Source organism: Vibrio sp. B183 (assembly GCF_000740665.1).
Taxonomy (GTDB): Bacteria; Pseudomonadota; Gammaproteobacteria; order Enterobacterales; family Vibrionaceae; genus Vibrio; species Vibrio coralliilyticus.
Map to the genome: position 1 here is coordinate 1 of NZ_JPQB01000031.1, position 23,950 is coordinate 23,950.

The window sequence follows — 23,950 nt, forward strand, 5'->3', positions numbered from 1 at the left end:
TATGCAGGTGGATTTTTACTGGATAATTTATTACGGATTAACGTTTCGATTGATTGGGTTTTGTAAGGAGATAAGAGTCTCAGTCGATTGCACTTCGTCAATCGCCTGAAGCTTATCAATTAGCACAAACTGTAGTTCTTCAATCGAGCGGCACATCAGCTTAACGAAAATATTGTATGCACCTGTGGTGTAATAGGCCTCAACCACTTCTTCTAACGCGTTGAGCTTTTTTAGAGCGGAGTGATAGTCACGCGCGGCATTGAGGTTAATACCGATAAAGCAGCACACGTCATAGCCCAGCTTCTTGGTGTCGACGATCACTTCCGTTCCCTGAATGATGTCCGCGGCTTTCATCTTTTCAATTCGCACATGAATCGTGGCCGGGCTGACCTCAAACTGCTTAGCCATTTCAGCATAAGGTGTTCGGGCATCTTCCATCAGGGTTTTTAAAATCGCACGGTCGAGGTCATCGAGCTTGGTGTTGTGAGCTTGCATCTTCATCCCTACTTAACGCTATGTCTTTAGTTCAAAATATCAACAACAGTGATACTATTAAACTAATCGCTAACTTTATCTGAGAGCTATTTTAGTGCGCTTTTGTCTGATTCTTCTAGCTGTATTTTCTGCAGCCCTTTCTCATGCACACGCTAAAGATAAAGATGTACTGATTGTTCACTCTTACCATCAGGGCTTTTTCTGGACTGACGCCTTCCAATATGGCCTAGAAGACATTCTGCGTCGCGAGAGCATTACCACACGAGTGGTGTACCTCGATTCAAAGCGACTACAAAACCCTGCCTATCTGGAGCAACTCTACAAGCTCTACCAAACCAAACTTTCTCAAGAAACCTTCTCTGCCATTGTTGTCAGTGACAATAACGCACTTAATCTGATGCAGCGCTTAGCGCCGGAAATCGGTGACACGCCTGTGATATTTGGCGGTATCAATAACTACAACCCGCAGATGCACTCTCAGTTACGAGCAACAGGCGTTATTGAAGACATCGATATTTATAGCAATGTCACGCTTATCGAGCGGATTCAGCCAGAGGTAGAGAAGATATACATAGTGAGTGATTATTCGGTAACTGGTGAGGCTGTCAGGCGGCAGGTCGAGCAATTTCTAACGCTCAATACTGAGTATCAAACTATGGTTGAACAACTGGTTCCGGAAACTTACCAACAACTGATCGAGTTTACTTCTTCATTAGACAAATCCAGTGCTGTTTTGTTTTGGGTTTATTACCGAGACAAGAATGGGCGCGTTGCGACAGAAGATGAATGGGAGCAGCTCAATCAAGAGTCTAAATCGCCGATTTATATGGTACATGATCTAGGACTAGGTCATGGAGCGGTTGGCGGGGTAATTTTGAGTGGCAGAACGCAAGGCCAGCAAGCCGCCCAGCAATTATTGAAAGTGCTGAATTCCACCTCGAAAACTCTACCTAAAGTGGAGGCGGGTATTCCAGAAATCAAACTTGATTATCAGGCGGTAGTGAGATGGGGATTAGGCATTGAGGGCGAAGCAATATCCACTTTATTTAACAAGCCTCAACCTTTCACAGTGCGGTTTCAAAAGGAGCTTCGAGCGGTTGCCAGTCTGGTCGTGCTCTTGTCCGTCATCATTGTGGTTTTGGTTTACTACTTGAGCCGATTGAAAAAAAGCGAGACCCTAGCCAAGGAAAGCCAGACATTAATCGAAATGGTCTTTGATCAGAGCTATCACTTTATCGGCTTGTTAGACGCTCAGGGACGGACTGTTTCAAGCAACAGTAAGCTCCAGGAATTGTTTTACCATCAGGACTTCAGTGTTGATCGGCCTATCTGGCAGCATCAGCATTGGGAAGATCAAGCAGCCCAGCAGTTGAAAAGCTACTTTAACACCGATGAATCAGAGCAAAACACTCAGTTTGAAGCCGAAATCTGGCACTCAGAACAAGGTTCAATTGTACTGGAAATCTCGCTTAAGCCTTTACCCAAGACTGGGCAGGGGGCTGATTTTCTGCTCGAAGCACGAGATATTACCTCAAGGAAAATTACCGAAGCGCGGCTGTACCAAAGAGAAGCGAATCTAAGTCATTACTACGACCAGCAACCTGTAATGATGATCACCTTAGATGACCACAACTGTATTCAGCAGGTTAATCACTTTGCTGAACAGCTGCTCGGCTATACCTCGAACCAAGTACTGGGTCACTCGTTGGGTGAATTCTATTTTCATCAAGATGCAGTCACCCCAAGGCAAGTTCTGTTGCAACCTAAGCAAGCGATGCGCGGCGTGTGGCGACGTGAAATTGAATATCGTCACGCTGACGGAAGAGCAGTCTGGGTTCGCGAGAACATTCGCCCGTTGGTTGAGTCTGGGCATTTGCTGATTGTCGGTGAGGATATTACCGAGACTAAGAAGCTGGCAGAGCAGTTGGAATATCAGGCTCGTCACGATTTGCTGACAGGAACGTTTAACCGAAATCATTTTGAAATGGAGCTGGCAAAATCGTTACTGGAAGTAGAGAGCTACACTCGGACTCACGCCATGCTGTACTTGGACCTCGACCAGCTTAAAGTACTCAATGATACTGCGGGCCATGAGGCTGGAGATACCGCTATCCAGTTCTGTGCCAGCATGCTGGAAGAGGTGCTGCCTTATAACGCTATTTTGGCGCGCATGGGCGGCGATGAGTTTGCAGTACTACTCAAAGACTGCACTGAGCGTGACGCCAAAAACGTTGCCAATACGATTGTTATGACACTCAGTGAGCAACTTTTTGTCTGGGATGACATCCGTCTCAATATGACTTGCTCCATTGGTATCCGTTTGATTGACCATACCGCTGATTCTCCTCAAATGGTTCATGCCCAGGCTGATACGGCTTGTCATGCCGCCAAAGAGGAAGGGCGTAACCGCTATAACCTTTACTGCCAGGATGATGCTGATCTTCAGCGACGTGAGCAGGAAATGGAATGTGTCAGCTTAGTGCACAATGCGTTGGCGAATGATCGGATTGAGTTGTTTGCCCAGCAGATTCTGGCTTTGAGCCAAGACGATGCGCCGATGCATTTCGAGATCCTCATCCGTATTCGCAATGCCGAAGGGGAATACATTTCTCCGGGTATCTTTATGCCAGCGTCAGAACGCTACAATATCGCACAGTTGCTGGATAAGCAGGTAGTGACTCAAACCCTAAATTGGCTGGCTGCCAATCCTGAGGCGTTGGCGAATCTTGGCATGTGTTCGATTAACCTCTCTGGCCACTCGATGGGTAATAAGGAGTTTATTGCTTTCCTACTGGATACGCTTCAGCACAGCCCTGTGCCGTGTGAAAAAATCTGTCTTGAAATTACTGAAACGGCTGCGATGAGTAACATGAATCAAGCGATAGAGCTGTTCTCTCAGTTTAAGCGGTTGGGCTGTAAAATTGCATTGGATGACTTTGGTTCAGGCCTCTCTTCGTTTGGTTATCTGAAGAAACTGCCAGTAGACATCGTGAAAATCGATGGCTTGTTTGTCCGTGATATTGACGTCAATGAAGTCGACCACCTAATGGTCCGTTCGATCAATGATTTAGCTAAGCAGATGGGCAAACAAACCGTTGCCGAATTTGTTGAGAATAGCCGCATCATTGATCTTCTAGTGGAACTAGGTGTGGATTACGCCCAAGGTTATGTGATTGGCAAACCCAAACCACTTGAAGAGCTGGTCGATGAGCTGCTGACTGACAAGCGTAGTGTCGGATAGCAAAATCCATTACACTGGCGCCCGAGAAATTTGACCACCCCTATGGAGCCTATCGTGCAGCTACAACTCATTAGTGAAGACCCGAACCGAAATGAGCAACTGAATCAGTTGGCTCAACGCTGGGGGCTCTCACACGATGAACAAAGCGCTTTTGCTTTGGTTCTGACTGCGGAACGCTTAGAGCTGCGTAAAGTCGATGAGCCTAAGTTGGGCGCTATCTTCGTCGACCTAGCGGGTGGTGCAGTGGCTCACAGGCGCAAATTTGGTGGCGGAAAAGGGCAGGCGATTGCAAAAGCCGCTGGTTTGAACAAAGGCGTGACTCCCACTGTGCTCGACGGTACGGCGGGGTTGGGGCGTGATGCGTTTGTACTAGCCTCACTTGGGTGTAAAGTGCAGATGGTGGAACGTCACCCTGTTGTGGCTGCGCTGTTAGATGATGGCCTTGAACGTGCGAAGCAAGACCCAGAAATCGGAGACTGGGTCAGCGAGCGGATGTCTCTGCTGCATGCTTCTAGCCATAACGCCCTAGAATCTCTCGTCAGCGACGCCGAGTTTACTAAGCCTGATGTGGTTTACTTGGACCCTATGTACCCGCACCCGGAAGGCAAAAAGAAGAGCGCATTAGTCAAAAAAGAAATGCGAGTGTTTCAGTCTCTGGTCGGGGCTGATCTGGATGCTGATAAGCTGTTAGAACCTGCGTTAGCCCTTGCAAGCAAAAGGGTGGTGGTTAAGAGACCTAACTATGCCGAATGGCTGGACGGGCAAAAGCCCGCGATGGCTATTGAGACGAAAAAAAATCGTTTTGACGTTTATGTGAATGCATCAATGACTTAGCACTCAATTGCGTTTTACAGCGTTATTTAGTGCTTGCTTAATCGTCACCATGCAGGTATATCATACTAAGAATTATTCGTATTCTTAGCTGGAGTGGTAGCATGGCTAAACGACTTTGTAAGATGAATCGCAAGCAAATTGCCGATGGATTAAATGAAATCCATCGTTTGGTGGTCGCACCTAAGTTTGTCTGTCGTTCTTGTGCTCGCTCTTCAGCAGAGAAAACCTCTTTGTGCAAACCTGCCGCCATTCCTCCTCAGCAGTGCCAGAACAAACCTATAGAGCAACAACGTGCCTGTGGTTTGTTAGCGGAAGCTTTACCACCTCAAGAGACTCAAGTGCCTCGTCTTTCTGAAGAGAAGTCTCAAGCAGTGCGCCGCGTGGTGGAGCGGGTTAAAGAGAAAGCACAGCCTAAGGTGCCTACAGAAGCCAAAACCCCTGCTGACGAGCTGACGTTGGACTTGTCCGATAAGAAAGCGATTAAGAAGGCTAAGAAAGCACTTAAGAAACACTACAAGCAGCAGAAGAAGCTATTGAAGCTGGCTAAGAAGCAACACAAACTGCAAAAGCACGAGGCTAAAATTAAGGCACGTCTCAGTCAAAACCCTGCCTTGAACCTGCCACCAGAAATGTTCGAACCGGCATCGACACCCAATATGCATTGATAAAAAAACGCTCTCCAACTGGAGAGCGTTTTTTTGTTAGCTTGCAGCTTGATAACTTTGGGCGACTTTACGTTTGACCCAGGTTTCGTTAATCCACAACGACAGCATGATGATCGCACCGCCAATCGCTAGGCGGGTTAGGTTAACGTCTCGATTCCAAATCACTATGTTGACGATTAGCCCCGCAGGAACCAGCGCGTTGTTCATAACCGCTAGCGCGCCAGCGTTCACCATAGTTGCTCCTTTGTTCCAGGCAAAGTAGCCGAAACCTGAAGCGATCAGACCTAGATAAATCAGAATGCCCCATTGCGTGCTGGTGGTTGGCATCTTATCGATATTGCCCATCAACGCAAACGCCACTAAGGCAACACACAGAGCACCTAAGTAGAAATAACCAAAGATTGTATGCTGGGGTAAATCAACCGGTTGCTTCTCCATCAGGTATTTGTAACCCACCTGACCGATGGCAAAACACATATTCGCACCTTGCACGACAAGGAAACCGATCAGGAAGTTCTCATTGATACCTGCAAACTTAATAAAGGCCGCGCCCGCCACCGCGATAGCCGCAGTGACCAGATACCAAGGAGAGAATCGACCTTTGAGTAAATCGTAAATCAAGGTGACGTAGATAGGTGTGAATACGGTGAACAGTAGAACTTCCGGTACAGAGAGTAAAAGAAAAGACTGGTAGTAGAAGCAATACATTAAACCAAGCTGGAAACCGCCCACGGTCATCAGCTTAATGATTAGCGATTTATCGACCCCTTTAAACTTAAGGAATGGAATAAACACCAAACTGGCGAGCGCAACGCGCATCAGTACAGAGAACCAAGAATCAACCTGACCAGCAAGGTAAACGCCAATCAGGCTAAATGAGAACGCCCACAACAGGGTGACTGCAGATAGATAACCCATAATTAATACTCATTATCAACAACTGCTCTGCAGTCTATACGAAAACTCTGCAGTGATCAGTCTTTAAGTGGCACGACCAACATGTCGACCGGAGAGCAATTGATCAGCTGTCGGGTGGAAGACAGCAGTTTGCTCCAGAAATCCTGATGATGACCACAGACCACCATGTCGATATTGAACTCTTTGATGGTATCGCACAGCTCATTACCCAAATCACCGCTACCTACGAGCGCATGCTTGATCGGATAATTTGCATGCTCTGCAAAGCTCTGTAGTTGCTGTTGTGAGGCTTCAATCGCCTGGTGTTGAGTCTCGGCCAGATTGATATCAATCAGCCCGGTATACAGTTCGGCGTAATTGACATCGATGTGAATGAAAGAGACATCGGCCTGAAGAGGTTTGGCGAGAGCCACCGCTTTGTCGACCAAAACCTTACTGTCTTCAGATAGGTCAACGGCAACCAAAATATGCTGATAACTCATAGTGCTATCTCCTTTAGGTGTCTAATTACAGGTTAGCATTAAGGTTAGAATATTTTTGCCGCAGTGATCTCAGATCCACATTCATTCGTCAAAGTGTTATGGTTGGCTAATGATATAGTTCATTGAAGTTCATCGAGTTAATTAGGAGTGATAAATGCTTTCACAGGCAATGGTTGATCAATTGAATGAGCAAATTAATCTCGAATTTTTCTCATCCAATCTATACTTACAAATGAGTGCTTGGTGTGAAGACAATGGTTTCGAAGGTGCTGCTGAGTTTTTACGTACACACGCCGTAGAAGAAATGGAGCATATGCAGCGACTATTCACTTATGTGAGCGAGACTGGCGCGATGCCAATTCTGGGTGCGATCGATGCACCAAAACATGAGTTTGGCAGCCTAGGCGATGTTTTCCGTGAAACCTACGAGCATGAGCAGATGATTACTCAGAAAATCAACACGCTGGCTCACGTAGCGTTTACATCCCAAGATTACTCTACTTTCAACTTCTTGCAGTGGTACGTCGCTGAGCAGCACGAGGAAGAGAAGTTGTTTAAAGGGATTTTAGACAAGCTAGAGTTGGTTGGTGAAGACGGCAAGGCGCTGTTCTTTATCGACAAAGACCTAGCGGCTCTAGCGAAAGAAGGTTCATCTTCTATCATGGATGCCCCTGCTGAATAAACTTCAGCGAAAGACTCTCTAAGCAGATCGTCTTTTTCTTCTGGGCTTCAGGTAGAAGGTGTAGGGAGGAAAAGATGATCAATGCTGATACCATTCTATTCACGCTTATGTTGGTAACTCTGGTGAACATGGCCAGATACTTGACTGCACTGCGTTCTCTCATCTACATCATGCGTGAAGCGCACCCGCTGCTCTATCAGCAAGTCGATGGAAACGGCTTCTTTACCACTCATGGTAATGTCACTAAACAAGTGCGTCTGTTTCATTATCTGAAGAGCAAAGAGTACCACCATCACCATGATGAAGTGTTTACCGGCAAATGCGAACGGGTCAGAGAACTCTTTATTCTTTCTACGTCACTACTCGGGGTAACTTTACTTGCGGCATTCATCTTATAACAGGTGATTTGGCAAGCGTTCCATTTGTGGTTAGAATAGCGCCGAAACTGGCTAAGGATGTGCTAAATGCACATCCTTTTTTATTGGATTTTGGTTGAGAAAAGGTCATGGCGGAAAAGTTTGATGTGGTCGTCATCGGTGCAGGTGCGGCAGGATTAATGTGTGCTGCAGAAGCGGGTAAGCGTGGGCGAAAAGTGCTTGTGCTGGATCACGCTAAAAAACCGGGCCGCAAGATTCTTATTTCGGGTGGTGGGCGTTGTAATTTCACTAACTACGATGTCTCAGCCAAAAACTACCTGTGCAGTAATCCGCATTTCGTAAAATCGGCACTGGCCCAGTACACCAACTGGGACTTTATCTCGATGATCTACAAACATGAAATCCAGTTTGAAGAGCGCGATCATGGTCAGCTGTTTTGTGTTGGTGATTGTGACTCGAAAGACATCGTCAAAATGTTGTTGGCAGAGTGCGATTTGCCGACGGTTGAGCAACGTTATCGTCAGGACATTCACCATATCGAAAAAACCGACACGGGCTTTGAGCTGCACGCTAATACCGATGTGATTGAATGTCACTCCTTGGTGGTAGCGACTGGCGGATTGTCGATGCCAAAACTGGGTGCTACACCCTTTGGCTACAAAGTCGCAGAGCAGTTTGGGCTACCCGTGTTGCCGACGACGGCGGGCTTGGTGCCATTTACCTTACACAAAGAAGATAAAGAGGATTTCGCCGAGCTGTCCGGTATCGCGATTCCTGTCGAAATTACCACGCAAAACAATACAACCTTCAAAGAAGCCTTGCTGTTTACTCACCGAGGGTTATCTGGCCCGTCTGTCCTGCAGGTTTCCTCCTACTGGAAGCCCGGCGAGGCAGTGACCGTGAATCTGGTACCGGAAGCTGACATTGATACCTTGTTGAGCCGTTCTTTGGAAAAGCACCCCAACCAAAGCCTGAAAAACACCCTAGCCAAAGTCTTACCGAAGCGCTTAGTAGAAGTGCTGATTGAGCGTAAAGTGTTGACCGATCTGCCACTCAAGCAGTTTGGTGTGAATCAGCTGAAGCAGATTGCTCAGCAACTAGAAAATTGGACCATCGCGCCTAACGGAACGGAAGGGTACCGCACTGCGGAAGTAACGCTAGGTGGCGTTGATACCGATCACCTGTCTTCAAAAACGATGGAGTGCAAGGATGTCAAAGGCCTGTATTTCATCGGCGAAGTGATGGACGTGACGGGTTGGCTTGGAGGGTACAACTTCCAGTGGTGCTGGAGCTCAGGGTTTGTTGCCGGCCAGTGGGTATAAGTCTTATCAAGAAAAAAACGGAAGAGTGGGGAGCTCTTCCGTTTTGCGTTTCGGGCTACAGGCAAAGTTATTTGGCTGGTGTGATGGTCAGCTGAGCATCACCAAAGCCAAGTGCCTCAAGTTCTTGTGCGTCAAAGTTGGTTGTGACTTCTATATCACCGATATGTTCACTAACCAGAGCTTCCGCAGAGCGTTTGGCGCGGTTGCTTTGTGCAGCGTTGCCAATCGGTGTGGCTTGACCAATTTCGATCGTGCCAGCAAATTGTGATTCCGCGTAGAAATCGCCGGAAACATGAGAGTAAAACGGGCGTAGGCTTGCTCCTGTCGCGTACTGCATGTTACCTAAACCATTTTCATTGATCGCCCAGCTCCAATCCCACCATTTGACTTCACCTGGAATATAACGGTGATCCCATTGATAACGGATATCTGCTGAGTTCTCACTGCCGCGTCCCATTGTAAAGGTGTGTGCTTTGTAAGGGCGGTTGTCTGGGTGAGAATGCCAAGCGTTGCCACCCCAGCGTAGGAAGCCATTAAATTCGACGTCGTAGCTGATGTCCGCGCCAAAGCGGTATGGATAAGAGATGCTGGAACGGTAAAGCTCGACACGAATCGGGATTTCAGAGTGCGCGGGCACCGTAGGCCTTGCCTGAAGCGTCACCTGCTCGCTGGTGGACCCACCATTCGTGTTGGCGAAACTCTGACTGGCTTCGAGCGTAATCGTCAGCTTAGTATCGCCGACCAAAGGCCACTTAAAGGTGTTTTCTGTCGATACCTTCTGAGCAAAGCCATAGCTGTTGGTTTTAGACCAATTGGTGGATTCATCCACTTTCAGGTCCACTACCACTTGCTGTGGGATGTCACTGTTGTTGCGAGCAACCGCCGTTACGGTTTTCACCAGCTGGCGATCCGATTCGGTCACCGTACCGTGCCAGAAATCGCTGTTGTTAAGGGTATAGGCAAAGTTATCGACAGTGATTTTGGTTTTCTCATCGCAGCGATAGCCATCGCATGAACCGTCATTATTGCCTTGAATCACCCAACCGTTGCCTTCACGTCTGACATCCATATCTTCGCCGACATATTGGCTATGGTTGCCACCAACCCAAGCATAACCGAGGTAATGGGCGAGGTAGCTCAACGGACGGACGAAATTAGAGTGGTTGGTTACCAGTTCATACTGAATATCCAGCTCGTCACCTTCTGGAATGGACTTTGAGGAGTAGTTTGGAATTTCAGACAAAGCATCGTCAGGGTAACACCAAGTACTGCCATTGGGATTATCCTGCTTAATTTGACCATGGTAGCCAGGTCCCATGATCACCCAATTATCTTTTAAGCCAGCGATTTGCCACTGACCCATGCGAGAAACAATATAGTCCTTCTGTTCGGATGCTTCGAAGCGGTCAATCGGGCGGTAGCCAGAACGGCAGACATCTTCACCCAGTTGATCAAGCACTAACTGGTCAGGATAAATCTTAGCTTGCGCGCCTGCAGATAGAACGGAAAGAACAGCTGCTGATAACACATGTTTTTTCACCGTAGACATAGACGTTTCCTTTCGTGATTTTTCTTAGTTTTATGATGTTGTGTTGTCATTGTTGGCTGCTTGTCAAAAGCAACAGGTTTACCTTTCCATAGTCATATAATTTACAGTACTGAAAAGAGTTGAATTTTATTTCCTTTAAAATTTAGTGTGTTGTATTGTTTTGATTATTTATTTCATGCAACGCAAACACGGACTGTTTACAGCTTGTGATCTTGCTTCGATGAGATTTAGAAAAATTGTGGTGCGTTTAGATAGCGGAAAAGCAGAGGTACTTGCACAGGCGAAGCCCGTGCGAAGGGAAAGAAAAAATGTTAGGTAAGAATCTAGTGATAGGCTTAGCGTTTGGCGAGCAGTTGGGCCCGGCCGGTTTGTCTATCGCGGACTATGACAAAGCAGTTGGCTGAATAGAGGATATCGATATCCAGCGTGTAAGGATCATCATTGAGCAGTAGATATGGCGAAATGGTGGCGTCATTCATCACAGGCCTTAACTTCTGTACTGAGAGTAAGTTAATGATGCCGGAGAGTGAAAAGCCGAACTGGCTGAACGATTCCGCTTGGCCCTGAAAACGAATCACTATCGGTTGCTCCATTTTGTCATCCTGAAGTGAAGCAAGGTGAACGACTTCGTTGTTTTCAATACGAGTCAGTCCATCAGAGCGAAAAATTTGGTTGTCGGGTTGGATATGGATTTCGCTGTGCTGATAACGGTTATCCTCAATACGGTTCGACCAAGGTAGGTTAAGGACAATAGAAAAGATGATCGTAGCGATTATTAGAGTGAGGTATGGGATCATTGTTGTCCCTCCTGAATAAAACGTTCTACCTGAGCCGAGACTTGTTTTAACTGTCCCGGTGCATAAAAGACATTAATCGACTGGCGACGCTGCCTATCTAGCAACGACAGCTCTGAAAAGCGCTCGTTTTTTTCTATGTATACCACGCAATCGCATTGATTCTGCGAGAGCAACTGGCGTAGCGGTAAACTCAGGCGAGTTTCCGATTCCGTGAAGACTTGGAGTTGTCCGACCGTGTGCCTTGCCAGATGTTGATCGCTCGGAATGTCTTCCCAGCGCCAGCCATGTACTTTACTTAATGCCAAGATGCTGGAGGCAAAGAGCAGCGCAATCGCGGCGACATAACACAGCGGTGATTTGCACTCCTTTAAAGACAAGTTGGATGTAACACTCTGGTTCGATGATGCAGCGGATGTAGGGAGGTTGGGCGCTGGGTTGGATTTGTCTATTTGCGGTGGCGGTTCAGCGGGCGCATATTCAATACAATGGCTGATCAGTCGATAGCCGACTTTAGGCACAGTCACAATCGGGGACTCCTTGGCTCCTAGTTTTAGTAGGGCCTGCCTAAGTGTACTGATGCTTTTCGCGAGTGACGTTTCGCCAATATATTCACTGCCCCAAGCGTGTTGAATGATGTCAGGCTTTTTGACAACTTCAGGGGAGTGCTTGAGCAGTAGGTCAAGAACCTGTGCTTCACGGTAACCAATCTTAATGACGCGTTGTGTGTTAGAAAGCTTATTCTGAACAGAGTGAAATATAATCATACAGCCAGCTTTTTATAGTTATTGTTGTCATCTCAAATCTTATTGAGAGGATCAATATACTATTATGACAATGCAACCGCATGAATATTTTTTAATCAATTGTTGGCTCTGTCTCATTGAATCGACAGTCGATGTTGATGTAGTGAAAACAAGTGATTGAAAGTGCGAGTGAGAAACCTTTGGCTGGGCAGGAAGGAAAAGATGCGCCCCTGAATTGAGGCGCAGCCGTGTTACAGTTGATCAGCCGCAACGGTTTTAATTGTTGGCCAATTGCCGTTGGCATCCTGAATAAAGCCTTGAGTGTCTTCCAACCAACGCTTTTGCACGGTCTTATCTAAATTTAGGTACAACTTGCCGTCTTCTATCTTCCAAGCTTGTGGATCAGTCTCAAACTTTTTACCCATGGCAACCCCAAAGGCGCAATAGCCACCGTATTGAGGCGCGTATGCCTGAGGGTCTGCACGAAACTGATCGCGGTTTTCGCTGCTGGCAAAGTGATAAATGGCATTTTTATACGTTGCCGTAAACTGTGAGTTGCCTTGGACAGCGCCTTGGTCAGTAAAGTAAGCGACAGGGTCATATCCCTTGATCGCTAAGTCGTTTTGGTCGACGCTCATATCAATATCGGCTGCCATTAATGAAAAGCTGGTACCGAGCATTGCAGCCATTAAAGTGAGTTTTTGACCCGTGGATTTGATGCGTGACATAGCAAGCTCCTTGTCTGTTTTGATTACCTTGCCTGAAAGAATTTAGTCGACTTATCCGGTCTATAGTGGGACTAAGAGCCAAAAAACTATGCGAAAAGTCCGGAGATGAAATGGATTTACTCTCACAACTCATGGAGCACTGCTCAATACGTACTGGTGTGTTTTATTCCGGTCACTTATGTGGTGTGTCTACATTCCAAGCAAACCCGCAAACCAGTGGCCATTTACACGTTTTGCAGTCTGGCGAGCTGACACTCGATAAAACACACAGTGAATCACGCCATATTGTTGAGCCATCTATTCTCTATCTGCCACATGGGACCAATCACGTCATTGAAGGTGTTGAGTCCGGAGCGGAGCTGGTGTGCGCAAATGTGGAATATCGCGTTGGACAGATGAACCCTTTGTTGTCCGCACTTCCTGAGGTAATTGTTATCCCATTTAGCGCTGCGCCAAGCCTGACACCTGTCATTGATGCCTTATTTTGTGAATCTGGCAACGATTTAGCTGGGCAACAGTTTCTGATGGACAAATTGAGTGATGCTCTGATGGCTCTGATTTTTCGCCATTTGGTGGAAGAGAAGAAATTAGAGCAGGGGCTGTTTGCTGCGCTGGCTCATCCACGCCTTGCTGGTGTGGTGTCTGCTGTGCACCAGTTACCTGCAAGGCATTTCAGTTTGGCCGAGCTTGCCTCGGTGGCGGCGATGTCACGTACTCAGTTCATTGATACGTTTAAAGCGGTAGTTGGAGAAACGCCCGGAGATTATGTGCAGAAATGGCGCATCTCAGTCGCACAATCATTATTGTTGCAGCGTAAACCGTTGAACTGGGTCGCGGATGAAGTGGGCTATAGCAGTTACTCGGGGTTTTCGCGCGCCTTTCATAATATTTCCGGAATGTCGCCACGCCAGTGGCTGCGGGACAAACAGTGTTGATCGCAAGTGCTTGGCACAACCGTTATCGATCTTTTGCTCAATTTCTGTCCTATATTAAATGGACAGAACTTGCTGAAGGAGTGGTATATGAGCTATCAAGCGCTGATCTCAAGAATCAATGAATTACCCAGAATCGAAAGCGTACTTCAGGAATTGCTGGAGATGGTTAACAGGGAGCAAATCGATTTTGGTGAGCTGGCAAAGAAAATGGCCATGGATCAGGTGTTGTTAGCGCGTGTGTTAAGGATGGCAAACTCAGCGCAATTCGGTGGTGTTAAAGGGGTTTCCAACATTAATGATGCGATTGTGCGAATTGGTGTTGGCGCGATTCGCAATTTAATTTCTTCTTCTATTCTTGCCTCAACATTTCCTAAACTGGAAACCCTCAATATCAAAGATTACTGGGCAAGTACCTTTGAAGTGGCAACCATTGCCAGTACAGTTGCTAAAGACGTCAAAGTTGATCCTAATGAAGCTTTTATTGCCGGTATTCTACACAACATTGGTGAGCTGATGATTCACTCTTTAGAGCCTGAGCAGGCGTTGGAAATCAGCCGTCGGGTGGAAAATGGCGAAAACCCTGTCGATGTACAGCGTGAAGTGTTAGGTACGGACGCACAGCAGTTGGGAGCAGCCTTAGCGGAAAGCTGGAAGTTTCCCTCTGAACTGGTTGATGCTATTGCTAATGTTAATCATCCAGGCAAAGCGGTGGAATCGAAAAGGCTGGCTTGCTTGATGTTTCTAGCTCGTGATATTGACCATCAGTGGGACTCAATGCTCAGTGTTGATGAAAAACAAGGGTATTTGAGCAGGCATAAGGCCGCAGCAGCATTGCGAGTTTCCCCTGACCTCACTGATAAAATTGATGAGGTGCGAGGCCAGGGAAGTGAGATGGCTTACCAATTGTTCTAAAAATGTTAACTCACGGATTGCGTGAGATCTTTTTTGCCAAATTTGATCTGCTGGATCACTAGTCCGGTAATGATCAACACTAAGCCGATCAAGGTTGTGGGATGTATTTCTTCACCTATGATGGTCGCCAGCAACGCCAGAGAAATAAACGGTGAAGCGAATATCAGATTGCTGATACGCGCAGTGTTTTGCGTTAATTTGAGTGCGCTGAGCCACAGGACAAAGGTTACGCCCATTTCAAATAGGCCAATATAGCTGACCGCTAGCCAACCTTGCAGAGAAATACCGTTCCAGCTGGCACCTTCGTAGAGGCTTAGGCCAATTGCGAATGGTATTGCAACCAAAAAACCGAGTAACACGCCGACAATAGGATCGGCTTTGTTTTTAGTATTGAGTATCCAGTAGCTGGCCCAAAGCAGAGTGGATAGCAGAGCCAATCCCACCCCTAACGGGCTCTCGAAACTCAGGCCCAGTACATCACCTTTAGTAGCAATGACAATCACGCCAAAGTAACTCAGCGTGCAGGCTATCCAGTCCTGCTTGCGGATTTTCTGGCCGAGGAAGACGGCAGCCATCAGAGTCAAAGTAATCGCCCAGCTATAGTTGATCGCTTGCGCTTGTGAGGCAGGAAGTAAGTCATAGGCTTTGAATAAGATGACGTAGTACGCCAGTGGATTGATCAAGCCAAGCAACAAGTAATACCAAGGATTCGCAAAGAAAGTACTGGCTAGCGAAGACAGTTTGCCCTGAATGGCACATACGGCGGTCAAGGCAAGAGCTGAGACCACGCTGGCAACCGTCAGCATTTGAATCGGGGTAAGCTCTGCAAGAGTTAATTTAAAGGCGGTGGCTACGGTAGACCACAATAGGACGGCAGACAGACCAAAACCTAAAGCACGACGCTCGTTCATGATGTTCCTTTAATAAAACCAACGAGTTAGATTCGTTGGCAACTGGCGGTGGGAGAGATTAGAGAGCGCTTAGTCTAGCTGTTCGATATCTAGCCGACAAACTGGACATTTATCCAGTAGTAAAATACCATTGAAACAGTACCTGAAATAAGAGTTAACCCTTTATTATGCAATGGATTCTGGACAACCAAGTCCTACTTATTAGCGCTATTAGCAGTGCGGCGATCAGCGGAGTCGGAGTGGGCTGGTGGATCAGGCAGAAAACACGCTTTGATCAACAGCTTTTAAAACAACAACTTGAATCCAATCAGCAACTGGCAACAACGCAAATCAGCCAGTTACAGAAAGAGCTAGAGCAAGCACAACAGGAACTGGATGAGCTAGATAGCGAGCGAGATAAAGTCGCGTATGAGCTCAAACAGTCCCACGGTAAATTGATGGCGGTTCTAGAAAAATTGCGTTACTTCGAGGCGGTTAAGCAAGAAAGACTACAATACGCTGAGGAGCTGACTCAAAGCCGCGATCAGAAAGCTCAGCTTGAAGCCCAGCTCAGAGAACAAGAAGCTCGCCATCAAGAAGAGAACAAAGCCAACCACGATAAATTGCAATTGCTGGAACAGGCCGAGTCTCGTCTAAAGCAGCAGTTTGAACATCTGGCCAATCAGCTATTTGAGGCTAAGACCGCCAAAGTTGACCAACAAAACCGCCAAAGTCTGGAAGGGTTGCTATCGCCACTTAAAGAACAGTTGGAAGGGTTTAAGAAACAGGTCAATGACAGTTTTACGGTTGAAGCGAAAGAGCGACACACCTTAGTGCATGAACTGAAGAACCTGCAACGCCTCAATGAACAGATGACGCGCGAAGCGGTCAACCTGACTCAGGCACTAAAAGGTGACAACAAGCAGCAAGGCAACTGGGGAGAGGTCGTCCTTGCGCGCGTGTTGGCGGAGTCCGGATTGCGTGAAGGGCACGAGTACCAGACTCAGGTGAGCCTACAGAATGAAGCAGGTAAGCGCTATCAGCCGGATGTGATTGTCCACTTGCCGCAAGATAAGCAGGTGGTGGTCGACTCTAAAATGACCCTGGTCGCCTATGAGCGTTACTTCAACGCCGAATCTGAGTTAGATCAAGAACAAGCACTAAGTGACCACTTACTATCGGTTAGGAATCATATTAAAGGGCTCTCACAAAAGGACTATCATCAGCTTAAAGGGATTCAGAGCCTTGATTACGTGCTGATGTTTATCCCAGTTGAGCCAGCGTTTCAGGTTGCGATTCAGGCCGATCCGGATCTGGTCAAGGATGCGATGGAGCAAAACATTATTCTGGTCAGCCCGACGACCTTGCTGGTGGCATTGCGTACGATCGATAACTTGTGGCGCAACGAACGACAGAATCAAAATGCGCAAATCATTGCGGAGCGAGCCAGTAAGCTGTATGACAAGTTGCGTTTGTTTGTCGATGATATGGAAAGCCTAGGCGGTGCGCTGGATAAAGCGAACCAGAGTTATCAGGGCGCGATGAACAAGCTCGCCACTGGCCGAGGCAATGTGATTCGTCAGGCGGAAAGCTTTAAGCAGCTTGGTGTTGAGGTGAAAAAGCCAATCTCGTCGAGCCTGACAGAACTGGCTCAATATGATGGGCTCACAGAAAATAACTCGATGAGTGAAAATGATTCTATCGCTGAAAGACATCCGGCTGAGGATAAAGTAAACTAATTGCCCGCAGCGCTCAGGTCGTATTTATTCATAGCGTTGCTTGAAGAGGAATCATCATGACGGATACAAGCGTGCAGTCGAATACAGCTTTAGAATCAAATGAAACCACGCATTTTGGTTTCACCACAGTCGCCAAAGAAGAGAAAGTCGCCAAGGTAGCAGAGGTATTCCACTCTGTAGCGGCCAAATACGACATCATGAACGACTTAATGTCGGGTGGTGTGCATCGTCTTTGGAAACGATTCACGATCGATTGCAGTGGTGTGCGTCCGGGTCAGCGTGTGCTGGACCTCGGTGGTGGTACGGGCGATCTGACGGCGAAGTTCTCTCGCATTGTTGGTGAAAAGGGCCATGTGGTTCTGGCTGACATCAACAACTCAATGCTGAATGTTGGTCGCGACAAACTGCGTGACAACGGCATTGTAGGCAACGTGCATTATGTTCAGGCTAACGCTGAAGAATTGCCTTTCCCAGATGATTACTTCGATGCCATCACCATCAGCTTCTGTCTACGTAACGTGACAGACAAAGACAAAGCCCTGCGCTCGATGTTCCGTGTTTTGAAGCCTGGCGGGCGTCTTCTAGTGCTCGAATTCTCTAAGCCTGTGCTTGAGCCTTTGTCAAAAATCTACGATGCGTACTCATTCCACCTATTGCCGAAAATGGGTGAGCTGGTAGCAAATGATTCTGAGAGCTACCGTTATCTGGCAGAGTCTATTCGTATGCACCCGGATCAGGAAACCTTGAAAGGGATGATGGAAAATGCTGGATTTGAGAAAGCCAGCTACTACAACCTGACCGGCGGCATCGTTGCGCTGCATCGTGGCTACAAATTCTGAGGTTAAAGGATCGCTATGCCATTTGAACCTCTTGTTACTGCTGCGATTGAATCAACACTCAATACACTTATTAACGACGACCCAGAGCTGGGGCGTCGTCTTGCCCGTCTTAAAGGCCAGGTGATTCAAGTTCACCTCAAAGAGCTCAATAAGACACTGACTTTTGTCTTCAGCCAGCAAATTGATGTTCTGGCGAATTACGAAGGTCAACCAGACTGCTACCTATCATTAAACCTATCGGTGCTGCCAGAGCTGCGCGAGCAATCCAATATCACCAAGCTGATCAAGCAAGACAAAGTGATACTGGAAGGCGATATTCAACTGGCGCAGAAATTCTCTCAGCTAATGACGGATTGCAAACCGGACATTGAAGAGTGGTTGTCGCGCGTCACGGGGGATGTGGTGGCGCATAGCTTAGTTCAAGGCGTGTCCAATTTAGGACAGTTTGTTAAAACAAAAGCGGACAAACATCAAAACCACCTTGCTCAGGTTATTACCGAAGAGTGGAAACTGGCGCCAGCGCCACTAGAAATTGCCCATTTCTGCGATCAGGTTGACGACGTCAGAAGTCAGGCTGCTCGCGTTGAAGCTAAGTTGAATCAGTTACTGGAGCGCGCATGACTCCGGCCGAACTGAAACGACTCTATCGCATAATCAAAGTTCAGCTTGAATACGGTCTTGACGAACTGCTGCCTAATCACCAGTTAACCCAAGCCCCTTTGCTTGCTCGTAAAGCGCTGTTTTGGATTAAAAACCAACACGCTGACAAAGAGTTAGGTGAAAGGTTGCGCCTTGCTCTGCAGGAGCTTGGTCCGGTATGGATCAAGTTTGGCCAGATGATGTCGACCCGACGTGATCTCTTCCCTGCGCACATTGCCGATCCGTTGGCGCTGCTTCAAGACCAAGTTTCTCCCTTTGATGGTCAGCTAGCCAGAGAGCAGATTGAGCTGGCGTTAGGTGGCCCTTTGGAAAATTGGTTTACCGACTTTGATATCAAACCACTGGCCTCCGCATCGATCGCTCAAGTCCATACCGCCAAGCTCAAATCGACTAACCAAGAAGTGGTATTAAAGGTTATCCGGCCAGATATTCGTCCGGTCATTGATGCAGATCTAAAACTGATGTACCGAATGGCGCGTATAGTCGCCAAAGCACTTCCTGAAGCACGTCGTTTGAAACCAGTTGAAGTGGTGCGTGAGTATGAAAAAACGCTCCTCGATGAGTTGGACTTACGACGAGAAGCGGCAAATGCGATTCAGCTGAGAAGAAACTTTGAAGGCAGCGATGAATTGTATGTTCCTGAAGTAATTACGGACTTTAGTAATGAAACTGTAATGGTTTCTGAGCGAATATACGGCATCCAAGTTTCTGACATAGAAGGCTTGAAGGCCAATGGCACCAATATGAAGCTATTGGCCGAGCGCGGTGTGAGTGTCTTTTTCACTCAGGTGTTCCGCGACAGCTTTTTCCATGCCGATATGCATCCGGGCAACGTTTTTGTTAACCCTGAGCATCCGGACAATCCACAGTGGATTGGTTTGGACTGTGGCATAGTCGGAACGCTGAATAGTGAAGACAAACGCTATCTGGCGGAAAACTTCCTCGCCTTCTTTAACCGTGATTACCGCCGTGTGGCTGAGTTACACGTTGAATCAGGTTGGGTTCCACGTGAAACGAACGTTGATGAGTTTGAATTCGCCATTCGCATTGTGTGTGAACCGATTTTTGCTAAGCCGCTGTGTGAAATCTCGTTCGGACATGTGTTACTGAACCTATTTAACACCGCACGCCGCTTCAATATGGAAGTACAGCCACAGCTGGTGCTGCTGCAGAAAACCCTATTGTATGTGGAAGGCTTGGGGCGTCAGCTCTACCCACAGCTTGATTTATGGGAAACTGCAAAGCCATTCCTTGAAGAGTGGATGATGAATCAAGTAGGGCCGCAGGCAGTGATTAATGCGGTCAAGGATCGCGCGCCGTTTTGGGCCGAGAAGCTGCCTGAATTGCCAGAGCTACTGTATGACAGTTTACGTCAGGGCAAGATGATGAATCAGCGTATGGATCAGCTCTATCAAGGCTACCGCACTACGAAACGTCAGCAGGCAACGGGGAAATTTTTATTTGGTATTGGGGCCACATTAGTCGTATGCTCGGCAATATTGGTCAACAGTGCGTATGAGCAGCTATCCATGGCAAGCGCTATCGGTGGTGTCACATTTTGGCTGCTCAGTTGGCGAGCTTATCGTCAATAGACGTTAAGCTATTGAAATGATTTGTTTAGTAAAACCCGAGGTATAGAAAATGGGTGGTATTAGTATTTGGCAACTTCTGATTATTGCTGTCATTGTTATTCTTCTATTCGGTACTAAGAAACTACGTGGTATCGGAGGTGATCTAGGTGGCGCAGTGAAGGGCTTCAAGAAAGCCATGAACGACGAAGACCCGGCGAAAAAAGACGCGGACTTTGAGCCAAAAAACATTGAGCAGCAGAAGACAGATGCTTCTGCTGAAACAAAGAAAGATAAAGAGCAGGCGTAACACGTGTTTGATATCGGTTTCTGGGAACTGGTATTAATATCTGTCGTCGGGCTGGTGGTTCTTGGTCCTGAGCGTTTACCTCATGCGATTCGCAGCGTGTCACGATTTGTCGGGGCGGCGAAAAACATGGCAAACAGTGTGAAAGATGAGCTTTCACATGAACTAAAGGTTCAGGAACTGCAAGAAAACTTGCGTAAAGCAGAGAAAATGGGGATGGAAGATCTGTCGCCAGAGCTGAAGTCTTCTGTTGAAGAACTCAAGCAAGCCGCGCAAGATGTGCAACGCCCATATGCGAGTAAAAGCGATTCAGCGTCTACCAACGTTGAAGCTGAAGTGGACAAACCGTCCGCTGCAGAAGCGAAACACTCCGCAGATGCGGTCGAGTCACTGGATGCCCAGCCGGTACCTCAGGCAGATAAAAAAGCCGAATAGTCTCGCATTAGGGGAGCTGCTGTGAGCAGCTCCTTTTCGATCTTTTAGAGTAGAGGTTTTCATGTCTTCTGTTGAGCAGACACAACCTTTGATCAGCCATCTGCTAGAACTGCGTAATCGTCTGCTACGAGCGATTGTTGCGGTTCTGGTGGTGTTTGTTGGCTTGATCTATTTCGCGAATGACATCTATGAGTTTGTCTCGTCGCCTCTCGTTGAGCGCCTGCCTGAAGGGGCGACAATGATTGCGACTGATGTTGCATCGCCATTTTTCACCCCGCTAAAGCTGACTTTAATCGCGTCAATTTTTGTGGCTGTGCCGTACATTCTTTATCAGGTTTGGGCGTTTGTTGCTCCCGGTCTGTACAAGCATGAACGACGCCTGATTATGCCATTGATGTTTTCCAGCTCGCTGCTGTTCTATTGTGGTGTGGCTTTCGCGTACTTCGTGGTATTCCCACTGGTCTTTGGCTTTTTTACAGCGATATCACTGGGCGGCGTAGAGTTCGCCACGGATATCTCCAGCTACCTCGATTTTGTGCTGGCGTTGTTCTTAGCCTTTGGTATTGCGTTTGAAGTGCCGGTGGCGATTATATTGCTGTGCTGGACGGGGGCGACGGATCCGAAAAGTTTAAGCGAAAAGCGCCCATACATTATCGTTGGCGCGTTTATCGTCGGCATGATGCTGACGCCGCCGGATATGATTTCGCAGACGCTGCTGGCGATCCCAATGTGCTTATTGTTTGAGGTCGGCTTGTTCTTTGCGCGCTTCTATGTGCGCAAGAATGACGATGAAGAAGAACAAGAAGAGGCCTGATATCAGGTTATGACATAAGAGAAAGGCTTGCCAAGTGGCAAGCCTTTTTTCATTACAGTTGGAATAGCTTAGTGGCGTTGGACGTGGTGATGGCATCGACTTGGTCGACACTGATGTCACGTAAATCAGCGACTCGCTGCGCAACCAAGGATGTGTATGCAGGTTCATTGCGTTTGCCACGGTGTGGTACTGGAGCTAGGTAAGGGCTGTCCGTTTCAAGAATGACATAGCCCATATCCAGAGACGGAATGACTTTGTCCATCCCGCCATTTTTAAATGTCGACACGCCTCCCAGACCGAGGTGAAAACCTAATCCATTGATCGCTTTTGCTTCTTCAACACTGCCGCCAAAACAGTGGAATACGCCAGACAACGAGCCATCTTGTTCCTGTTCAAGTAGCTGCAGCGTTTCTTCAATGGAGTCACGGGTGTGGATGACGACAGGTAGCTTCATCTCTTTAGCCCAGTTGAGCTGGCTGACAAACGCCATTTCCTGCTCGGCTTTATAGGTTTTATCCCAGTAGAGATCGATGCCGATTTCGCCCACAGCAATGAAGTTGTGTTTCTCAAACCAATGGCGAATCACCTGCAGTGTCTGTTCAACATTGCCATCGACATAACATGGATGAAGCCCCATCATAGAACGACACACCTGCGGATAGGCCGCCTCAGTTTTTAGCATCGGCTCAATTGAATCCAGATCGATGTTTGGCAGCAGGATTTTGTCTATCCCCTGAGCCAAGGCTCTCTCTACCACTTGGTCGCGGTCATTATCAAATTCGCTGGCATAAATATGGGCGTGAGTATCGATCATGGTTTGTCTCTGTAAAGCTGGATTGGCCAGAGTATACGGCAGTGTGAGCATTTGGTCATTTTTTGCATTTTTATCGCTTGCTGCTAGCGTCATTACTCAAGAGTGATATCATGCAAATCAAGCACTTTCACCACACAAGGAGAACAGAGTGTCAGTTTCCATTCAAGGTCAGTTCCCTGGCCGTCGCATGCGTCGTATACGTAAACATGACTTTAGTCGTCGCCTAATGGCTGAAAATCAACTAACGGCAAGTGATCTGATTTACCCAATGTTTATTTTGATGGGAAAAGACCGCCGCGAAACCGTTGACTCTATGCCTGGGATTGAGCGCCTGTCTATCGACCTGATGTTGGAAGAAGCACAATACTTAGCCAGACTCGGTGTGCCGGCGATTGCATTGTTCCCTGTGGTGAATCAGGACGCAAAAAGCTTGTGTGCGGCTGAAGCATACAACCCAGAAGGTTTGGTTCAGCGTGCGGTCCGTTCTTTAAAAGAGCATGTGCCAGAAATTGGCGTAATTACTGATGTGGCACTTGACCCATTCACAACGCATGGCCAAGACGGCATCATCGATGAAGAAGGCTACGTCCTGAATGACGCTACGACAGAAGTTTTGGTCAAACAGGCTTTGTCTCACGCAGAAGCGGGCGCTGATGTTGTTGCGCCGTCAGACATGATGGATGGTCGCATTGGCGCTATTCGTGAAGCGCTGGAAGAAGCAGGCCATATCAATACTCAGATCATGGCTTACTCTGCTAAATACGCGTCTTATTACTATGGGCCTTTCCGTGATGCAGTCGGCTCAGCGGGTAACCTTAAAGGTGGTAACAAGAAAAACTACCAGATGGATCCGGCCAACAGTGATGAAGCAGTGCATGAGGTCGCAATGGATGTCAACGAAGGCGCGGACATGGTGATGGTCAAGCCGGGTATGCCATATCTTGACGTGGTGCGCCGTGTTAAATCGGAACTGCAAGTCCCGACGTTTGCTTATCAAGTCTCGGGTGAATACGCGATGCACAAGGCGGCATTCCAAAACGGTTGGCTTAAAGAGCGTGAGACTGTGATGGAATCACTGCTTTGCTTTAAGCGTGCAGGTGCAGACGGTATCCTGACTTACTTTGCTAAAGATGTCGCTGAGTGGTTGGCAGAAGAAAATGCTCAGCCTGCTCAGTTTCTAAAAGACGCTGAATAACTCAGTTTA

Annotated in this window: 25 protein-coding genes; 16 read left to right on the plus strand and 9 right to left on the minus strand. The window is 47.5% G+C overall.

Going from position 1 to position 23,950, the window contains the following annotated elements; all coding sequences use genetic code 11:
* Positions 1–30 precede the first annotated feature (30 nt).
* Positions 31–495: a transcriptional regulator AsnC gene (gene asnC, locus IX95_RS23745; protein WP_038164546.1), complete on the minus strand. Its 465-nt coding sequence runs from the start codon at positions 493–495 to the stop codon at positions 31–33.
* A 94-nt stretch (positions 496–589) separates the two neighbouring features.
* On the opposite strand from asnC, the gene IX95_RS23750 reads away from it, so the two are divergent.
* The 3 genes from IX95_RS23750 to IX95_RS23760 all read left to right on the plus strand — a co-directional run bounded on the left by IX95_RS23750 (position 590) and on the right by IX95_RS23760 (position 5,235).
* The gene (locus tag IX95_RS23750; protein WP_038164548.1) at positions 590–3,736 is read left to right on the plus strand and encodes an EAL domain-containing protein; all 3,147 of its coding nucleotides are present in this window, start codon (positions 590–592) and stop codon (positions 3,734–3,736) included.
* A 54-nt stretch (positions 3,737–3,790) separates the two neighbouring features.
* Positions 3,791–4,570: a class I SAM-dependent methyltransferase gene (locus IX95_RS23755; protein WP_038164550.1), complete on the plus strand. Its 780-nt coding sequence runs from the start codon at positions 3,791–3,793 to the stop codon at positions 4,568–4,570.
* A 101-nt stretch (positions 4,571–4,671) separates the two neighbouring features.
* Positions 4,672–5,235, plus strand: coding sequence for a hypothetical protein (locus tag IX95_RS23760; RefSeq protein WP_038164552.1), 564 nt, complete (start codon positions 4,672–4,674; stop codon positions 5,233–5,235).
* A 36-nt stretch (positions 5,236–5,271) separates the two neighbouring features.
* Here the strand turns inward: IX95_RS23760 and IX95_RS23765 are convergent, their stop codons facing one another.
* The gene (locus IX95_RS23765) at positions 5,272–6,153 is read right to left on the minus strand and encodes a carboxylate/amino acid/amine transporter (protein ID WP_038164554.1); all 882 of its coding nucleotides are present in this window, start codon (positions 6,151–6,153) and stop codon (positions 5,272–5,274) included.
* Positions 6,154–6,209: 56 nt separating this feature from the next.
* Positions 6,210–6,635 carry a universal stress protein UspA gene (gene uspA / locus IX95_RS23770; protein WP_038164556.1) on the minus strand — a complete coding sequence of 142 codons (426 nt, stop codon included), beginning with the start codon at positions 6,633–6,635 and terminating at the stop codon, positions 6,210–6,212.
* A 154-nt stretch (positions 6,636–6,789) separates the two neighbouring features.
* On the opposite strand from uspA, the gene ftnA reads away from it, so the two are divergent.
* The 3 genes from ftnA to IX95_RS23785 all read left to right on the plus strand — a co-directional run bounded on the left by ftnA (position 6,790) and on the right by IX95_RS23785 (position 9,016).
* Positions 6,790–7,317 (plus strand): non-heme ferritin, encoded by a 528-nt coding sequence (ftnA, locus tag IX95_RS23775; RefSeq protein WP_006957548.1) that lies wholly within the window; start codon positions 6,790–6,792, stop codon positions 7,315–7,317.
* 74 nt (positions 7,318–7,391) lie between these two features.
* Positions 7,392–7,715, plus strand: a complete 324-nt coding sequence (gene uspB / locus IX95_RS23780; RefSeq protein ID WP_006957549.1) for a universal stress protein UspB — start codon at positions 7,392–7,394, stop codon at positions 7,713–7,715.
* Positions 7,716–7,822: 107 nt separating this feature from the next.
* Positions 7,823–9,016 carry an NAD(P)/FAD-dependent oxidoreductase gene (locus IX95_RS23785; RefSeq protein ID WP_021457710.1) on the plus strand — a complete coding sequence of 398 codons (1,194 nt, stop codon included), beginning with the start codon at positions 7,823–7,825 and terminating at the stop codon, positions 9,014–9,016.
* A gap of 67 nt (positions 9,017–9,083) precedes the next feature.
* On the opposite strand, the gene IX95_RS23790 is transcribed toward IX95_RS23785, so the two are convergent.
* From IX95_RS23790 to IX95_RS23805, 4 genes are all read right to left on the minus strand, one after another.
* On the minus strand, positions 9,084–10,565 hold the full coding sequence (locus tag IX95_RS23790) for an aerolysin family beta-barrel pore-forming toxin (RefSeq protein ID WP_038164558.1): 1,482 nt from the start codon (positions 10,563–10,565) through the stop codon (positions 9,084–9,086).
* 335 nt (positions 10,566–10,900) lie between these two features.
* Positions 10,901–11,362, minus strand: coding sequence for a hypothetical protein (locus tag IX95_RS23795; RefSeq protein WP_019277631.1), 462 nt, complete (start codon positions 11,360–11,362; stop codon positions 10,901–10,903).
* Positions 11,359–12,126 (minus strand): winged helix-turn-helix domain-containing protein, encoded by a 768-nt coding sequence (locus IX95_RS23800; RefSeq protein WP_038164560.1) that lies wholly within the window; start codon positions 12,124–12,126, stop codon positions 11,359–11,361. The genes IX95_RS23795 and IX95_RS23800 overlap by 4 nt, the downstream gene beginning before the upstream one ends.
* Positions 12,127–12,356: 230 nt before the next feature.
* Positions 12,357–12,833 (minus strand): YHS domain-containing (seleno)protein, encoded by a 477-nt coding sequence (locus IX95_RS23805; protein WP_038164562.1) that lies wholly within the window; start codon positions 12,831–12,833, stop codon positions 12,357–12,359.
* A 110-nt stretch (positions 12,834–12,943) separates the two neighbouring features.
* Here IX95_RS23805 and IX95_RS23810 point away from each other — a divergent pair, with 110 nt between their 5' ends.
* Both IX95_RS23810 and IX95_RS23815 read left to right on the plus strand, forming a co-directional pair.
* Positions 12,944–13,768 (plus strand): AraC family transcriptional regulator, encoded by an 825-nt coding sequence (locus IX95_RS23810; RefSeq protein WP_038164564.1) that lies wholly within the window; start codon positions 12,944–12,946, stop codon positions 13,766–13,768.
* Between the two features lie 87 nt (positions 13,769–13,855).
* Positions 13,856–14,680, plus strand: a complete 825-nt coding sequence (locus tag IX95_RS23815; protein ID WP_019277635.1) for an HDOD domain-containing protein — start codon at positions 13,856–13,858, stop codon at positions 14,678–14,680.
* A gap of 5 nt (positions 14,681–14,685) precedes the next feature.
* On the opposite strand, the gene IX95_RS23820 is transcribed toward IX95_RS23815, so the two are convergent.
* The gene (locus IX95_RS23820; RefSeq protein WP_038164566.1) at positions 14,686–15,591 is read right to left on the minus strand and encodes a DMT family transporter; all 906 of its coding nucleotides are present in this window, start codon (positions 15,589–15,591) and stop codon (positions 14,686–14,688) included.
* A 167-nt stretch (positions 15,592–15,758) separates the two neighbouring features.
* Here IX95_RS23820 and rmuC point away from each other — a divergent pair, with 167 nt between their 5' ends.
* The 7 genes from rmuC (at position 15,759) to tatC (ending at position 21,932) form a co-directional block, all read left to right on the plus strand.
* Positions 15,759–17,309, plus strand: a complete 1,551-nt coding sequence (gene rmuC / locus IX95_RS23825; protein ID WP_038164568.1) for a DNA recombination protein RmuC — start codon at positions 15,759–15,761, stop codon at positions 17,307–17,309.
* A 56-nt stretch (positions 17,310–17,365) separates the two neighbouring features.
* Positions 17,366–18,148, plus strand: coding sequence for a bifunctional demethylmenaquinone methyltransferase/2-methoxy-6-polyprenyl-1,4-benzoquinol methylase UbiE (gene ubiE / locus IX95_RS23830; RefSeq protein ID WP_019277638.1), 783 nt, complete (start codon positions 17,366–17,368; stop codon positions 18,146–18,148).
* A gap of 15 nt (positions 18,149–18,163) precedes the next feature.
* A complete protein-coding gene (locus IX95_RS23835; protein WP_021457737.1) occupies positions 18,164–18,769 on the plus strand; it encodes a ubiquinone biosynthesis accessory factor UbiJ in 606 nt (201 codons plus the stop codon).
* Positions 18,766–20,400 (plus strand): ubiquinone biosynthesis regulatory protein kinase UbiB, encoded by a 1,635-nt coding sequence (ubiB, locus tag IX95_RS23840; protein ID WP_038164570.1) that lies wholly within the window; start codon positions 18,766–18,768, stop codon positions 20,398–20,400. Before IX95_RS23835 ends, ubiB begins: the two co-directional genes overlap by 4 nt.
* A 49-nt stretch (positions 20,401–20,449) precedes the next feature.
* The gene (gene tatA / locus IX95_RS23845) at positions 20,450–20,686 is read left to right on the plus strand and encodes a Sec-independent protein translocase subunit TatA (RefSeq protein WP_019277641.1); all 237 of its coding nucleotides are present in this window, start codon (positions 20,450–20,452) and stop codon (positions 20,684–20,686) included.
* 3 nt (positions 20,687–20,689) lie between these two features.
* Complete coding sequence (gene tatB / locus IX95_RS23850; protein WP_019277642.1) at positions 20,690–21,118, plus strand: Sec-independent protein translocase protein TatB; 429 nt, start codon at positions 20,690–20,692, stop codon at positions 21,116–21,118.
* Positions 21,119–21,179: 61 nt separating this feature from the next.
* The gene (gene tatC / locus IX95_RS23855; protein ID WP_038164572.1) at positions 21,180–21,932 is read left to right on the plus strand and encodes a twin-arginine translocase subunit TatC; all 753 of its coding nucleotides are present in this window, start codon (positions 21,180–21,182) and stop codon (positions 21,930–21,932) included.
* A 52-nt stretch (positions 21,933–21,984) separates the two neighbouring features.
* Here the strand turns inward: tatC and IX95_RS23860 are convergent, their stop codons facing one another.
* A complete protein-coding gene (locus tag IX95_RS23860; RefSeq protein WP_038164580.1) occupies positions 21,985–22,746 on the minus strand; it encodes a TatD family hydrolase in 762 nt (253 codons plus the stop codon).
* A gap of 148 nt (positions 22,747–22,894) precedes the next feature.
* Here IX95_RS23860 and hemB point away from each other — a divergent pair, with 148 nt between their 5' ends.
* Positions 22,895–23,941: a porphobilinogen synthase gene (hemB, locus tag IX95_RS23865; RefSeq protein ID WP_006957572.1), complete on the plus strand. Its 1,047-nt coding sequence runs from the start codon at positions 22,895–22,897 to the stop codon at positions 23,939–23,941.
* Positions 23,942–23,950: the final 9 nt, after the last annotated feature.